At 71.6% G+C, this 12,972-nt stretch carries 12 protein-coding genes; 4 read left to right on the forward strand and 8 right to left on the reverse strand.

What is annotated here, in order from left to right; all coding sequences use genetic code 11:
• Positions 1–69: 69 nt before the first annotated feature.
• Both C2865_RS01745 and hisC read left to right on the forward strand, forming a co-directional pair.
• Positions 70–744 carry an NUDIX hydrolase gene (locus C2865_RS01745; RefSeq protein WP_106396497.1) on the forward strand — a complete coding sequence of 225 codons (675 nt, stop codon included), beginning with the start codon at positions 70–72 and terminating at the stop codon, positions 742–744.
• A gap of 46 nt (positions 745–790) precedes the next feature.
• A complete protein-coding gene (gene hisC / locus C2865_RS01750) occupies positions 791–1,870 on the forward strand; it encodes a histidinol-phosphate transaminase (RefSeq protein WP_106396498.1) in 1,080 nt (359 codons plus the stop codon).
• On the opposite strand, the gene C2865_RS01755 is transcribed toward hisC, so the two are convergent.
• The 6 genes from C2865_RS01755 to C2865_RS01780 all read right to left on the reverse strand — a co-directional run bounded on the left by C2865_RS01755 (position 1,841) and on the right by C2865_RS01780 (position 8,722).
• Complete coding sequence (locus C2865_RS01755; RefSeq protein ID WP_106396499.1) at positions 1,841–2,461, reverse strand: hypothetical protein; 621 nt, start codon at positions 2,459–2,461, stop codon at positions 1,841–1,843. The two genes, hisC and C2865_RS01755, sit on opposite strands and share 30 nt — an antisense overlap.
• Positions 2,458–4,101, reverse strand: a complete 1,644-nt coding sequence (locus tag C2865_RS01760) for a serine/threonine-protein kinase (RefSeq protein WP_106396500.1) — start codon at positions 4,099–4,101, stop codon at positions 2,458–2,460. Before C2865_RS01760 ends, C2865_RS01755 begins: the two co-directional genes overlap by 4 nt.
• Positions 4,102–4,195: 94 nt before the next feature.
• On the reverse strand, positions 4,196–5,512 hold the full coding sequence (locus C2865_RS01765; protein ID WP_106396501.1) for a transcriptional regulator: 1,317 nt from the start codon (positions 5,510–5,512) through the stop codon (positions 4,196–4,198).
• 341 nt (positions 5,513–5,853) lie between these two features.
• Positions 5,854–7,140: a UDP-N-acetylglucosamine 1-carboxyvinyltransferase gene (gene murA, locus C2865_RS01770; protein WP_106396502.1), complete on the reverse strand. Its 1,287-nt coding sequence runs from the start codon at positions 7,138–7,140 to the stop codon at positions 5,854–5,856.
• A 141-nt stretch (positions 7,141–7,281) separates the two neighbouring features.
• Positions 7,282–7,998 (reverse strand): hypothetical protein, encoded by a 717-nt coding sequence (locus C2865_RS01775; protein ID WP_106396503.1) that lies wholly within the window; start codon positions 7,996–7,998, stop codon positions 7,282–7,284.
• A 70-nt stretch (positions 7,999–8,068) separates the two neighbouring features.
• Positions 8,069–8,722, reverse strand: a complete 654-nt coding sequence (locus tag C2865_RS01780) for a lysophospholipid acyltransferase family protein (protein ID WP_198652816.1) — start codon at positions 8,720–8,722, stop codon at positions 8,069–8,071.
• A 270-nt stretch (positions 8,723–8,992) separates the two neighbouring features.
• Here C2865_RS01780 and C2865_RS01785 point away from each other — a divergent pair, with 270 nt between their 5' ends.
• Positions 8,993–10,660 carry a CocE/NonD family hydrolase gene (locus C2865_RS01785; RefSeq protein WP_198652817.1) on the forward strand — a complete coding sequence of 556 codons (1,668 nt, stop codon included), beginning with the start codon at positions 8,993–8,995 and terminating at the stop codon, positions 10,658–10,660.
• Positions 10,661–10,716: 56 nt separating this feature from the next.
• Positions 10,717–11,088: a phage holin family protein gene (locus C2865_RS01790; protein ID WP_106396505.1), complete on the forward strand. Its 372-nt coding sequence runs from the start codon at positions 10,717–10,719 to the stop codon at positions 11,086–11,088.
• Positions 11,089–11,102: 14 nt separating this feature from the next.
• Here C2865_RS01790 and C2865_RS01795 read toward each other — a convergent pair whose 3' ends face one another.
• Both C2865_RS01795 and C2865_RS01800 read right to left on the reverse strand, forming a co-directional pair.
• A complete protein-coding gene (locus tag C2865_RS01795; protein ID WP_106396506.1) occupies positions 11,103–12,065 on the reverse strand; it encodes a peptidoglycan recognition protein family protein in 963 nt (320 codons plus the stop codon).
• Between the two features lie 74 nt (positions 12,066–12,139).
• Positions 12,140–12,892, reverse strand: coding sequence for a MerR family transcriptional regulator (locus C2865_RS01800; protein ID WP_106396507.1), 753 nt, complete (start codon positions 12,890–12,892; stop codon positions 12,140–12,142).
• Positions 12,893–12,972: the final 80 nt, after the last annotated feature.

A 12,972-nucleotide genomic window follows, 5' to 3' on the forward strand; every position in this document is an offset into this window, starting at 1 on the left:
ACGGCGCGGCCCGGTCCGGCCCGCCCGACCGGGCACGTGAGGCCGTCCCCACCGGATAGGTTCTGTGGCATGTCGGTGCCCAGGGTCGCGCTCACGGTCGATCTCGTCGTGCTCACCGTGCGGGAGCAGCGGCTGTGCGCGCTGACCTGGATGCGGGACCGCGAGCCCTACCGCGGCTGCTGGTCGCTGCCCGGCGGCTTCATCCAGCTCGACGAGGACCTCCCGGTGGCCGCCGCCCGCGTCATGGACGAGAAGGCCGGGCTCGCCGACGTCCGCATCCACCTGGAGCAGCTCGCGACCTTCGGCTACCCCGACCGCGACCCGCGCCAGCGCGTGGTCAGCGTGACCTACCTCGGCCTGGCCCCGCACCTGCCGGCGTCGTCCCGCGCCCAGGTGACGTGGAAGCCCGTGGACGTGCTGCTCGACCTGGAGGAGAACGCCTTCGACCACCGGCGGATACTGCGCGACGGCGTGGAACGGGCCAGGTCCAAGCTGGAGTACACCTCGCTGGCCGCCGCGTTCTGCCCGCCGGAGTTCACCGTCGCCGAGCTCCGCCGGGTCTACGAGATCGTCTGGGGCACCCCGCTGGACCCGCGGAACTTCCACCGCAAGGTGACCGGCTCCGACAGGTTCCTGGTGCCGACCGGCACGACCACCACCCGCGACGGCGGCCGGCCCGCCCGGCTCTTCCGGCGGGGCAGCGCGGTGCAGCTCCACCCGCCGATGCTCCGGCCGGGCGCCTGAGCCCCGGGCATAAAGTGTGCAGGACCCCGCAGAGGAGAGAGACGAGATGAGCCCGCGATTCCGTTCCGTTCTCGACCGCTTCCAGGCCTACAAGCCGGGCCGTACGGTCGCCGCTCCCGACGGACGGTCGTTCAAGCTCTCCTCCAACGAGTCGCCCTACCCGCCGCTCCCGTCCGTGCTGAAGGCCATCTCCGAGGCCGCCCTGCAGGTCAACCGCTACCCCGACAACACCTGCGCCGAGCTGATCTCCGCGATCGCCCGGCACCACGGGGTGCCCGAGGAGCACGTCGCGGTCGGCTGCGGCTCGGTCGGCGTGGCCCAGCACCTCTTCGAGGCCGTCGCCGAACCCGGCGCCGAGGTCGTCTACGCCTGGCGCTCCTTCGAGGCCTACCCGCTGCTGGCCGACCTGTCGGGGGCCACGTCGGTGCGGGTCCCGCTGCTCGCCGACGAGCGGCACGACCTGGACGCGATGCTCGCCGCGATCACCCCGGCGACCCGGCTGGTCCTCGTCTGCAACCCCAACAACCCGACCGGCGAGGTCGTGCGGCGCGCCGAGCTGGAGGCGTTCCTCGACCGCGTCCCGCAGGACGTGCTGGTCGTGCTGGACGAGGCCTACCGCGAGTACCTCACGGACGCCGACGTCCCGGACGGCCTGGAGATCTACCCGTCCCGGCCGAACGTGGCGGTGGTGCGCACGTTCTCCAAGGCCTACGGGCTGGCGGGGCTGCGCGTGGGCTTCCTGGTGGCGCACCCGGTCATCGCCGAGGCCATCCGCAAGGTGTACCTGCCGTTCAGCGTGAACAGCCTCGCGCAGTCCGCCGCGATCGCGTCCCTGGCGGCCGAGGACGAGCTGCTGGAGCGCGTCGCCGTCACCGCGAAGGAACGCGAGCGCGTCATCACGGCGCTGCGCGGGCAGGGCTGGACGGTCGTGCCGTCCCAGGGCAACTTCGTGTGGCTGCGGCTCGGCGAGCGCACTCTGGAGTTCGCCGAGCTCTGCGAGGGGGCCGGGGTCAGCGTCCGGCCGTTCGCCGGGGAGGGCGCGCGCGTCTCCATCGGCTCGCCGGAGGAGAACGACGCCTTCCTTGCCGTCGCGGCGTCAGCGGCAGGAGTACTCGAACGAGGCTGAGGCCTCCCGTGCGGACGGCGCGCTCACCTCGAAGGTCCCGGTGAGCCTGGTGCGCCCGGTGCCGCTCACCTGCCAGTTGAGCGGCACCACGAGGGTCTCCTCACCGGCGGAGACCTCGGCGGTGGCGAACCCGCCCGGCTCGCGGTCGCTCTGCCGCCAGCGGTAGCGGATCTCGCCCGTGCCGCCGTTCAGGGTGAGTGCCGCCGTCAGCCGCACCGTGCGCGACCGGCTGGCCTTGTCGCACGCGAGCAGCCCCTCGGGGGCTTCCACCCGCACTCGCGTCACCTCGAGGACGGTCCGTTCGCGGGCCTGCAGCCACAGCAGAACGCCGCCGATGACGGCCAGGGACACCGCGATGCTCACCCACGAGGTCAGTCGCGACCTGCGCCGGCGCCGGGCGGCCGTGGCCGGGTCCCACATCCTGGGCGCGTCCTGGCCGGGACGCCGGGCGAACCGCTCGTCCTCCGGCGGCGCGGCCGGTCGCGGCACCCGGCCGTAGGCGTCCAGGGGGCGGCGCGGACCGCCCGGGTCCTGGCGCGTGGCGTCCGCGGGGACGTCGCCGCGGACGGCCTCGGGCTCGTCGGGCGTCATTGGGCGAGGATGCCGCCGCCCTCGGTCTTCTCAGGGGTCTTCGAAGCCGTCGGGCGTTCGGCGGGGGCGCCCGGCGCGACAGGGCCGGTCGTGTCCTCCGGGACGGCCGGCGTCTCCGGGTCCGTCGGCTTCCCGCCCGGCGGGGTGGGCTCCACCGGGTCCGTGGGATCCGTCGGGTCCGTCGGGTCGGTCGGATCCGTCGGGTCCGTCGGATCGGTGGGGTCCGTCGGATCGGTCGGATCGGTGGGGTCCGTCGGGTCCGTCGGGTCCGTGGGGTCCGTCGGATCGGTGGGGTCCGGGTCGACCGGGTCCTCGGTGGGCTCCTCCTCGGTCGGGTCCGGGTCGGGGGAGTCGGTCTCGGACGGCTTGGGACCGGTGGGGGTCCCGGGCTCGGAGGGCTTGGCCGGGCCGTCCGGGGAGGGGGCGCCCGAGGGCGAGGCGGTGACCGTCACGGTGATGGACGGCCGGTCCCCGACCGGCTGGACCCCGTCGGGCTCGCCGGTGGGCACCTCGCCGCCGGTCTGCGCGGTCGGCGAGGACTGGGTGGCGGGCGCCGCCTGCTGGACGACCTGGTCGCGGTCGGCGGCGTTGACCGCCAGCAGCGCGCCGGTGACGACCAGCGCCATGACCGCGCCCGCGGCGGTGGCCACCAGGCCCATGCGGGTGCTCGGCCGGTACCTGGCGGGCTCCGGCGGGAGCAGGAGCGGCGCGGACGCCGTCGCGTCCATGACCGTGGTGAGGACCTCGGTGTTCGGCTCGTACTGGGGCCGGGTCACGGGGAACAGCAGCGCCAGCGAGTGCGCGCGGGCCTTGAGCTGGGCGCGGCCCCTGTCCTCCCAGTCGGCGCCGTAGGCGGCGCCGGCCGTCATCTCCAGCTCCAGCAGGTAGGCGAACGCGCTCTGCGGGCGGCCCCGCACGTCCTTGGCCAGGCCCGCGGCGACGAGGTCGCGCAGGCCGGGCGGCACGTTCTCCACCGGGGCCGGCCGGCTCTGGTGCATCATCGCCAGTTCCTGCAGCGTCCGCGCCTCGTACGGGCGGCGGCCCGTCAGGCACTCGTAGCAGACGGCGGTGGCGGCGTAGACGTCCGCGGCGGCCGTGACGGGGCCGCCCGCCCACTGCTCGGGCGGCATGTACGCGGGCGTCCCGGCGACCGGGAGCCTCTCGTCGGCGCGCGCGGCGACGCAGAAGTCCGACAGCAGGCTGTTGCCCTCGCCGTCGACGAGCACGTTGCCGGGCTTGTAGTCGCGGTGCACGACGCCGGAGGCGTGCGCGGCGGCCAGGCCGAGCAGCGAGCCCTTGAGCACGACCAGCGCGGCCTCGGGCGCCAGCGGCCCGCCGTCGGCCAGGATCTGGGACAGGCTCACCCCGTCGACCAGCTCCATCACGACCGCGGCCTGGGTGGACGTCTCGACGTACTCGAAGAACTGCACCAGGTGCGGGTCCTCGAGTTCGGAGAGCAGCTGGGCCTCGTCGCGAAAGCGCGCCACGAAGGCGGGGTCGAGGGCGAGCTCGGGGTTCAGGTACTTGACGGCGACCTGGATGCCGGATTCCATGTGCTCGGCCATGACGACCCGCCCGGTCGCCCCCGTGCCGATCTCACGGATGTGCCGGTAACCCGGTACCGTCCATACGCTCTCCACGCCGAATCCTCCAGACCACGCGCAATCACAGCTTGAGACGCGCCTCGTTGTGCAGTGGTTGCGGGGATTTTAGTCTTTTTCTATTAAGTGTCTGTTACCCGGGGCTCTTTCCGGGGCCCAGCTTCTCGACGATGAGCCGGTAGAGCTGGCGGGGCCGACCCGGCTGGGGAGTGCGGTTGGGCGGAAGAGGCCAGGCCAGGCCCTCCTCCACCAGCGTCCTCAGCAGCCGGCGAGCGGTACGGGGTGTGACGCCCAACATACGTCCGGCGTTCTCCGCGTCGACGATCAGCGGAGCCCCCATGTCCCCTTGGTCACCGAGCTTATCGGCCAACCGGGACAAAGTTTCCAATCCCTTGGGTTTGGCGGGCTGCCCGCCGCGTGCGGGCTGGCGCGGCGCGGGCACCAGGGCCCGCCCGTCGCGGTCGAGCGCGAAGCCCTGCGCCCGCTGGGAGGTCTGCGAACGGGCCAGCGCGGCGCGGGCGTGGGTCTCGGCCTCCTGGGCGGTGCGGCCCATGCCGATGCCCACCTCGATCACCAGGCCGAGCTCCTCGCGGACCCGCTCCACGAACGGCGGCGTGCGAAACCCCTCGGTGCCCGAGACGACCGAGCCGCGGGTGGCGGTGACCAGGTAGCTGTGGTCGTCCAGCGGCCACACCGTGGCGTTCATCCGGTGCGCCTCCTGCAGCAGCACCCGGTGCAGCGCCAGCTTGAGCTCCTCGCGCCAGTAGCGGGGGGTGACCCGGCGCGGCGACTCGCGCAGCGTGGGCACGTCCACCAGCACCACGACCAGCTGGGACTCCTCCAGCCGGTGGTGGGCGCCCAGCAGCGCGGCGGTCTGCAGCGAGCTGCGGATGGCCGCGCCGGTCGGCCGGATCCGCAGGGTGGGCACGCCCGCCAGCTCCATGCGCTCGGCGGTGGCGTGCACGCAGGTGAGCGCGACGCTGGTGAGGCCGCGGCGCCACAACCGCTCGTGGAAGGCCGCCAGCGTGCCGGGGCCGGCCACCTCCTCGCGCAGGTGCACCTGGTCCACGGGCAGGCCGACCTCGGCGAAGGCCTCCTCGACCTCGCCGCGGCCCAGCACGTCGACGCTCACCCTGGCCGGGTCGAAGCGCTCGTCCAGCGCGGCCCGCAGCAGGGCGCCCTGCAGCGCGGCGCCGTTGAGCGGGACGTAGGTGGCGGGCATGGTCAGCACGCCGGCCTTGCGCGCGAAGTCGTAGGGGACGGGGCTGGCGAACAGGCAGACGTCGACGCCCGAACCCAGCCGCACGACCTTGTCCGCGGCCTCCTGCTCGTCCCGGTAGGCCGCCGCGACCAGGCGGCTGGGCACCGGGGTGGGCCCGTGGCCCATCAACATGACGCGTTCGACGAGATCATGGGGTCCGACGACGCCGATGGTCAGGTCCGGGGTCATCGCAGCACCCGTCCGCGGTCCACTCATGCGCCCCTGCCTCTCGGCCGCCCACGTTGCCCTATGTAGCTCGATACAGCTCGCCCGCGATGTCGCGGGTTCCCCATCCTCTTCAGGCGGACCGCGCATCCGCCCACAGATGTGGCTCTCTGACGCGAAACCGAATCAAGAGTGCGGCGAAAAAGTAACCTAAGGAAGGGTGCGGACAGAAATTCCTTACCGAGGGGTCAGGTTCCGGTCAACGCACACAGCCCATGAACACGCACCTTAAAGTGCGGATCATGGGCTGTGAAGGGGTTTAAGGGCCTGATAACCGGACCGAAGGGTGACCGAATCCGGTCGCTTTAGTCGGTCCCCCGCTGCACGTCGGCACCCAGGGCGGCGAGTCTCTCGGCGAAATTCGAGTGGCCCCGGTCGATGTAGTAGGCCTGGCTGATCTCGGTCTCGCCCTCGGCCGCCAGACCCGCCAGCACCAGCGCCGCGCCCGAGCGCAGGTCGTGGGCGACGGTCTGGGCGCCGCGCAGCGGCGTCGGCCCGTAGACCTTGGCGCGCTGGTTGCCGGCGACCTCGATGGAGGCGCCCATCCTGATCAGCTCCTCGGCGAGCTGGAAGCGGCTGTCGAAGATGCGCTCGTAGATGTAGGACTCGCCCACCGCCTGGGTGGCCAGCGCCATGATCGGCGACTGGAGGTCGGTGGCGAAGCCCGGGTACTCGTCGGTGATGATGTTGATCGGGCGCAGCGGGCGGTCGCGCCGCACCTGCAGCACCGCGCCCTGCTGGTTGAACTCCACGCCCATCTGCTCGAGCTTGTCGACCGCCACGCCCAGGTGCTCCAGCTCCGCGCCGACCAGGCTGACCTCGCCGCCGGTCATCGCGCAGGCCATGACCAGCACGCCCGCGTCGATGCGGTCGGGCATCACGGTGTGCTCGACCGCGGTGAGCTCCTCCACGCCGGTGACCCGGATGAAGCCGGTGCCGCCGCCCTCGATCTGGGCGCCCATGCGCTGCAGGAAGTCGATGTTGTCCAGGACCTCGGGCTCCAGCGCGCAGTTCTTGATCAGCGTGGTGCCGTTGGCCAGCGCGCCGGCCATGACGAGGTTCTCGGTGCCGGTGTGCGAAGGCGTGTCGCAGTACAGCGTGCCGGCCTGCAGCTGGCCCACCTTGACGTGGATGTAGCCGCCGTCCGCGCTGTCGGTGTCGTGCTCGGTGACCGTCGCGCCCATGCGCTTGAAGCCGTTGTAGTGGAAGTCGAGGTTGCGGGAGCCCAGGTTGCAGCCGCCGACGCCCTCGATCACCGCCTCGCCGAGCCGGTGCAGCAGCGCCGGGACGAACAGGAACGAGCCGCGGAAGCGCGCGGCGATCTCCGCGGGCAGCACCGGGCTGCTCAACTCCGAGGCGTCGATGACCAGGGTGCGCTCGGCCTCGTGCAGGTCGGCCTTGGCGCCGACCGCCTGGGCCAGCTCGACCGCCCGCTTCACGTCCTCGATGATCGGGATGTTGCGCAGGACCGTGCGACCCTTGGAGGCCATCAGCGCCGCGCCGATCATGGGCAGTGCCGAGTTCTTGGCCCCCTGGATGAACACGGTGCCCTGCAGCTGCTTGCCGCCCTTGACGCGGTAGGTAACGCTCATTGCCGGGTGGTCCCTTCCCCTTAGACACACGCGCCGCCCAGTATCGCACCGGGCCCTGAATGCGCCGACCGTCCGGAATCTGCGGCCGCGCTCCTCGACGTCCGATAGGACTGTCCTACGCCCCCCTAAGTTCACGTCTTTTCACGGCAGTACCCGGGCGGCCTGCTCGTGGGCGAGCGTGCCGACGCGCTCGGCCTCCCGGCGGGAGGCCTTGGCCCCGTACACACTGATGGTTCCCAGGTAGCCCCGTGCCTTGAACACCACGAACCACATCGTGACCTTCGTCGACCCGCTCATCGTGAGCAATCCCACGGTCCGCGAGCCCTCGCCGACGAAGCGGCGGTCGGGCGTGGCCTCCACCACCTGGTGGGTGGACCACCGCCCGCCGACCTTGGTGCGGAAGGTCCGGCACAGGGCCGGGACGCGCCGGCCGATCTCCTCGGTGGCGGTCAGCTCCGGGACCGCCACCAGCGTCTGGGTGATCGTCTGCCCGTCGGCGCGGGCGAAGGTGGTCAGGGCCGCGGGCGCCGAGGCGAGCCCGGCGCCGGAGCCGAGCGTCTGGGAGGCCGTGGCGCACTTGGGCTTGTCGAGGGTGACCTGGCCCTGGAGCTGGGCGAAGTTGCGGACGGGCTTGAGCATCCCGTAGACGCCCGAGTCGGGCTCACCCGCCCTGACGTACTGCTGGATCTCCGGGAGCAGCGCCTGGCGCAACTGGTCGGAGGTGTACGTCCGCGCCTGCGCCGGGACGGAGGCGGCGTCCTCGCGCGCCGCGACCGGTGACTCGCGGGTCTCCCCGGCGCACCCGCCCAACCCGACGAGGACCGCCAGACCGGCGGGGAGGAGCTGCTTGATCCGCATGGGACCGACGATACTGCCGGTCCCCCGGCCCGCCCCGCTCATCCGGGGGGAACGTCCCCCGGGCCCGCCGCTACTTGCTCTGGTGGTCGTTGTACTCCGGCACGTACTCCTGCTCGGAGAGCTTCTGGATGGCCTGGACGATCTCGTCGGTGATCGCGCGGCGGGCGCGGCCCTTGGGCTCGCCCTCGTAGCGGCCGAACTCCAGCACGGGGCCGATCCGCACGGTCACGCCCTTGCCGATCTTGGGGAACCTGCTGCCGTAAGGCTGGAGCTCCTGGGTGCCGATCAGGCCGACCGGCAGGACCGGGGCCCCGGTGGCCAGGACCACCCACCCGGCGCCCGTCCGGCCCCGGTGCAGCCGCCCGTCGATGGAGCGGGTGCCCTCGGGGTAGATGCCGAAGACCGCGCCGCCGCTGACGATCTCCGCGGACTGCTCCAGCGAGGACAGCGCCGAGGCGCCGTTGCCGCGGGCCACCGGGATCATGCCCAGGGAGGTGAAGAACCAGCGGCTCACCCGGCCCTTGAAGCCCTTGGTCTCGAAGTACTCGGCCTTCGCCAGGAACACGACCTTCAGCGGGAGCAGGGCGATCGGGATCACGTAGCTGTCGATGAAGGACAGGTGGTTGCTCGCCACGATGAGCGGCCCCTTGGCGGGGATGTTCTCCTTGCCCTCCACGCGAAGGCGGAACAACAGCCGGAAAAGAGGCGGCACCACCAGCCTCATGAACCGATAGAACAACAGCTCTCCCCAGGCTCCCGATGACGCGATTTTTGCCCCACACCCTAGCCTCCGGCCGTTACCGCTCAGCGACCGGGTAGCTACCAGTTAGTAATACTTATCACCTGACTCCATGGCACAGGCCAGGAACTTGTCACCATCCCTTAAGTAAGCGATGTGACCCGGCAGACAGACTGATCGAAAAGCGGCTATTGTTACTTCTATGTAACGAGGAGCAACGCACCAGAGACATCCGTCTCACCAGGGGAGGTCCTCATGGCCCTGACCGATCGCCTCAGCGTCCCCGACCTGCTGCGTCTGCCTCATCTGCCCGGGCTCCCCGGCCTGCCGAACCTTCCCGCCCTGCCGCGGCCCCACTACCGGGTGTCCCACGTCAAGGACATCCCCGTCGTCATGCCCGACGGGGTGAAGCTCCTGACCGACCGGTACGTCCCGGTGGGGGTCAAGAGCCCGCCGACGATCCTCGTCCGCACCCCGTACGGGCGGCGCGGCGTCACCGGGGCGATCAACGGCTACCCGTTCGCCTACTTCGGCTACCAGATCGTCGTGCAGAGCGTGCGGGGGACGTTCGGCTCCGGTGGGGAGTTCGACCCCCTCAACGAGCAGGTCGACGGGCTGGCCACCGTGGAGTGGCTCAAGCGCCAGCCGTGGTTCAACGGGGCCTTCGGCACCTACGGGCCCAGCTACCTGGGGCACACCCAGTGGGCCGTGGCCTCCCGGTCCGGCCCCGAGCACAAGGCGATGGCCCTGTCGGTGACCGCCTCCCAGTTCCGCGACGCGATCTACATCGGCGGCTCGTTCGCCCTGGAGTCCACGCTGGGCTGGGTCTCGGTCACCTCCAAGATCGAGAACCCGCTGGAACTGCTCCGGATGCGGCGGCGCACCACCCGCGCCATCCGGGCCGGGCTGCCCCTGGAGGAGCTCGACGCCTTCACCACCGGCGGCAACGTGCCGTTCTTCCAGGAGCTGCTCACCGGGCACGGGCTGGCCGAGAACCCGTTCTGGGACGGGCGGGTGCACACCTCGGCGATCTGCGCGGACCTGCCGGCCGCGGCGATGGTCGGCGGCTGGTACGACGTCTTCCTGCCCTGGATGATCAAGGACTACCTGGCCATGCGGGAGTGCGGCCAGCAGCCCCAGCTCACCATCGGGCCCTGGTGGCACGCCGACCCGAGGCACGGCCTCGTGGCCGTCCGCGAGTCCCTCAACTGGTTCCGCGCCCACCTCAAGGGCGACCGGCGCGGCCTGCGGGAGCACCCCGTCCGGCTGTTCATCACCGGGGCGGGCGAGTGGCGCGAGTTCGAGGACTGGCCGGTGCCCGGCATGAAGATCCGCCGCTGGCACCTGCACGCCGGACGCGGCTTCCGCACCGGCACGCCACGCGCCTGCGCGCCCGACAGATACCGCTACGACCCGGCCGACCCGACGCCCGCCTACGGCGGCCCGACACTGCTGGGGCTCAGCCGCCCGGTCGACCAGCGGCCCGCCGAACGCCGCCCGGACGTGCTGGTGTTCACCTCCGAGGAGCTGAAGGCCGACCTGGAGCTGATCGGCCCGGTCGGGGCGGAGCTGTTCGTCCGCTCGTCCCGCCCGCACACCGACTTCATCGTCCGGCTGTGCGACGTCGCACCCGACGGCACGTCCAAGAACGTCTGCGAGGGCGGGCTGCGGCTGAGCGAGCACAACGCGCCCCCGGACGGCGAGGGCGTGCGCCGCATCGACCTGGAGCTGTGGCCGATCGGGCACCGGTTCAAGAAGGGGCACCGGCTGCGCGTCCACGTCAGCAGCGGGGCCTACCCGAAGATCGCCAGCAACCCGGGCACGGGCGAGCCGATCGGCTCGGCCCGCAAGGCCGTCGCGGCCGAACAGGAGGTCTTCCACGACCCGGAGCGCCCCTCGGCCCTCCTGCTTCCGGTGGTCTGAAAGTTCATCATCGGGAGTGATGACCTGTTCAGGCGGGTCATGCCACGCTCTTAGGCGTGAACATTCTGATCAAATTCGTCATCACCGCGGCCTCGCTGGCCGCGGCCGCCTACTTCCTGGACGGGATCAGCGTCGCGGGCGGCGACAACGTCGAGCGCGGCGTCACGCTCGTCGCCGTCGCCGCCATCTTCGGCATCGTCAACGCCCTGCTCAAGCCGATCATCAAGACGCTCGGCTGCGCCTTCTACGTGCTGACCCTCGGCCTGTTCGGGCTGGTCGTCAACGCCCTGCTGCTGATGCTCACCGGCTGGATCGCCGAGCAGGTCGACCTGCCGTTCGCCGTGGACGGGTTCTGGCCGGCCCTGTGGGGCGCGATCATCGTCGGCGTCGTCGGCTGGGCGCTCAGCCTGGTGCTCGACCGGGAGTAGGCGGGTTCACGGGCTCAGCGGGCGACGCGCAGGTGCGCCCTGGTCACGGTCACCGGCCGCGCCCCCTCGTTGACCAGGTCGACGCGGTAGCTGCGGTCGTTCCTGAGCCACATCAGGCCCGAGAGGGTGTACTCCGAACGCGTGCCGTTGCCGATCTTGTCCTCGCCGAAGTGGTCCTTGACCCGGGTCGCGCCGGACCTCTCGTACTCGGCGAGGGCGAGCCTCAGCTTCTCGCCCGCCGCCTGGCCGTCCACGACCGTGCCGAGCGTGACCAGCGCCCAGTCCTTGGACCTGGGCGTCCAGGAGGGGCCGCCGCCGTGCACGTTCGACGGGTCGGCGTACTCGGCGTCCCACGGGATGGACACCCGGCTGCCCGGCGGGACCGTCAGGGCGTCCCGGATGCCCGCGTTGAGCAGGATCTCCAGCACGTCCTCGGGCGGCGCAGGGGGCTTCTCCGGCGGCCGGGAGCCGCCCTTCGGACGGGGGGCGCCCCGCTCCACCCAGGCGTAGAGCCTCGCGCCGGGGCAGTCGGTGGCGTAGCCGTCCCGGTGGCCCTTGATCTCCCGGCCGGCGCCGCCCTTCGCGCGGACGTGCTCGATGGCGTCGCGGATGCCGTGCAGCATCCCGTCCGTCGGGGTGACGAGGCCCTTGTTGCCGACCATGCCCAGGACCGCGTAGTGGCCCGTGTTGAGGCCGGGGCCGTTGGCCGCCGGGAGCCGGTGCAGGCCGCGCCCCTCGAAGACGTACTGGTGCGGGCACACCGCGAAGCTGTAGCCGATGTCGTTCCAGCCGTTGCCGTCCATGTGGCCGTTCTGGATCTGGCGCATCAGCGCGGCGCAGCGGCCGTGGTCGTCGGCCACGCGCGGGTCCACGTAGCTTCCGGTGTAGTGGACCTTCACACCGCGGGTCGAGGCCAGGTATCCGGCCTGGCCGCGCGCCGGGCGGGCGCCCCACTGCCGGCGGGTCACGAGTTTCACGGCATCCCCTTCTCCGACGGACCGTCGTGTGCGACGGTACTCGGAATCGCGGGGATACCGCAGTTCCTCACTACCTATAGGGCTGTGTCTTTCTCCTCGCTTTCGAGAAGGAACTCCAGTTTGTCGCCCAATTCGGCGCGCACGCGCTTCTCCATCGCGCGGGCGACGAACGGGTTCACCACCATCTGGACGAGCGGGCGCATGCGCCGGACGACCTCCGCGACGCGCACGGCGTCCTTTCCGAGCAGGTCGGCGTCCGCGATGACGTGCTCGTTCACCAGGTCCACGAAACGGCCGGCGATGACCTCGCAGTCGCGGCGGATCTCGCCGGCGATGCCCAGCACCGCCTCCAAAGGAACGCCGTTGGCCACGAGCTCCGCGCCGACGTGCAGGAGCCGGGGGCTGGGGGCGCGGTAGCGGTCGCCCTCCGGCTCGACCAGGCCGAGTTCCACGGCGCGGGCCAGGAGGGCGTCGATCTCCGCGGCGTCGCGGCCGGGGCCGAAGACCTCGACCAGCTCGGCGAAGGACAGCCACGCGGGGATCTCGTCGGACCAGGGGTCGGTGAGGACCTGCTCCAGGCCCAGGACGTCGCCCACGTCCCGCCCCGCCTCCCAGGCCGCGACGAGGTCGCCGATGTTGGACAGGGTGTAGCCGCGCTCCAGCATCTGGCCGATGAGGCGGAGGCGGGCGAGGTGAGCATCGTCATAGATGCCGACCCTGCCCTGCAGGCGCGGCGGCGGCAGGAGGCCTCTGTCCTGGTAGGAGCGGATGTTGCGCACGGTCGTCCCGGCGGTCTGCGCCAGCTCGTCGATCCGGTACTCGCGCATCTCCGTCTCCCCGCTTGACCTGGTGTCCCCGGCGTACGAATCTTACGCCTGACAGGAATGAGACATTGACTGATGTAACG

The organism is Actinocorallia populi, from assembly GCF_002995495.1.
Taxonomy (GTDB): domain Bacteria; phylum Actinomycetota; class Actinomycetes; order Streptosporangiales; family Streptosporangiaceae; genus Actinocorallia; species Actinocorallia populi.

Bases quoted from the DNA above. Each gene is read 5' to 3' on its own strand.
- C2865_RS01775 (WP_106396503.1), bottom strand. From the start codon at position 7,998: ATGCGGATCAAGCAGCTCCTCCCCGCCGGTCTGGCGGTCCTCGTCGGG.
- C2865_RS01800 (WP_106396507.1), bottom strand. From the start codon at position 12,892: ATGCGCGAGTACCGGATCGACGAGCTGGCGCAGACCGCCGGGACGACC.
- C2865_RS01745 (WP_106396497.1), top strand. From the start codon at position 70: ATGTCGGTGCCCAGGGTCGCGCTCACGGTCGATCTCGTCGTGCTCACC.
- hisC (WP_106396498.1), top strand. From the start codon at position 791: ATGAGCCCGCGATTCCGTTCCGTTCTCGACCGCTTCCAGGCCTACAAG.
- C2865_RS01785 (WP_198652817.1), top strand. From the start codon at position 8,993: ATGGCCCTGACCGATCGCCTCAGCGTCCCCGACCTGCTGCGTCTGCCT.
- C2865_RS01765 (WP_106396501.1), bottom strand. From the start codon at position 5,512: ATGACCCCGGACCTGACCATCGGCGTCGTCGGACCCCATGATCTCGTC.
- murA (WP_106396502.1), bottom strand. From the start codon at position 7,140: ATGAGCGTTACCTACCGCGTCAAGGGCGGCAAGCAGCTGCAGGGCACC.
- C2865_RS01755 (WP_106396499.1), bottom strand. From the start codon at position 2,461: ATGACGCCCGACGAGCCCGAGGCCGTCCGCGGCGACGTCCCCGCGGAC.
- C2865_RS01780 (WP_198652816.1), bottom strand. From the start codon at position 8,722: ATGAGGCTGGTGGTGCCGCCTCTTTTCCGGCTGTTGTTCCGCCTTCGC.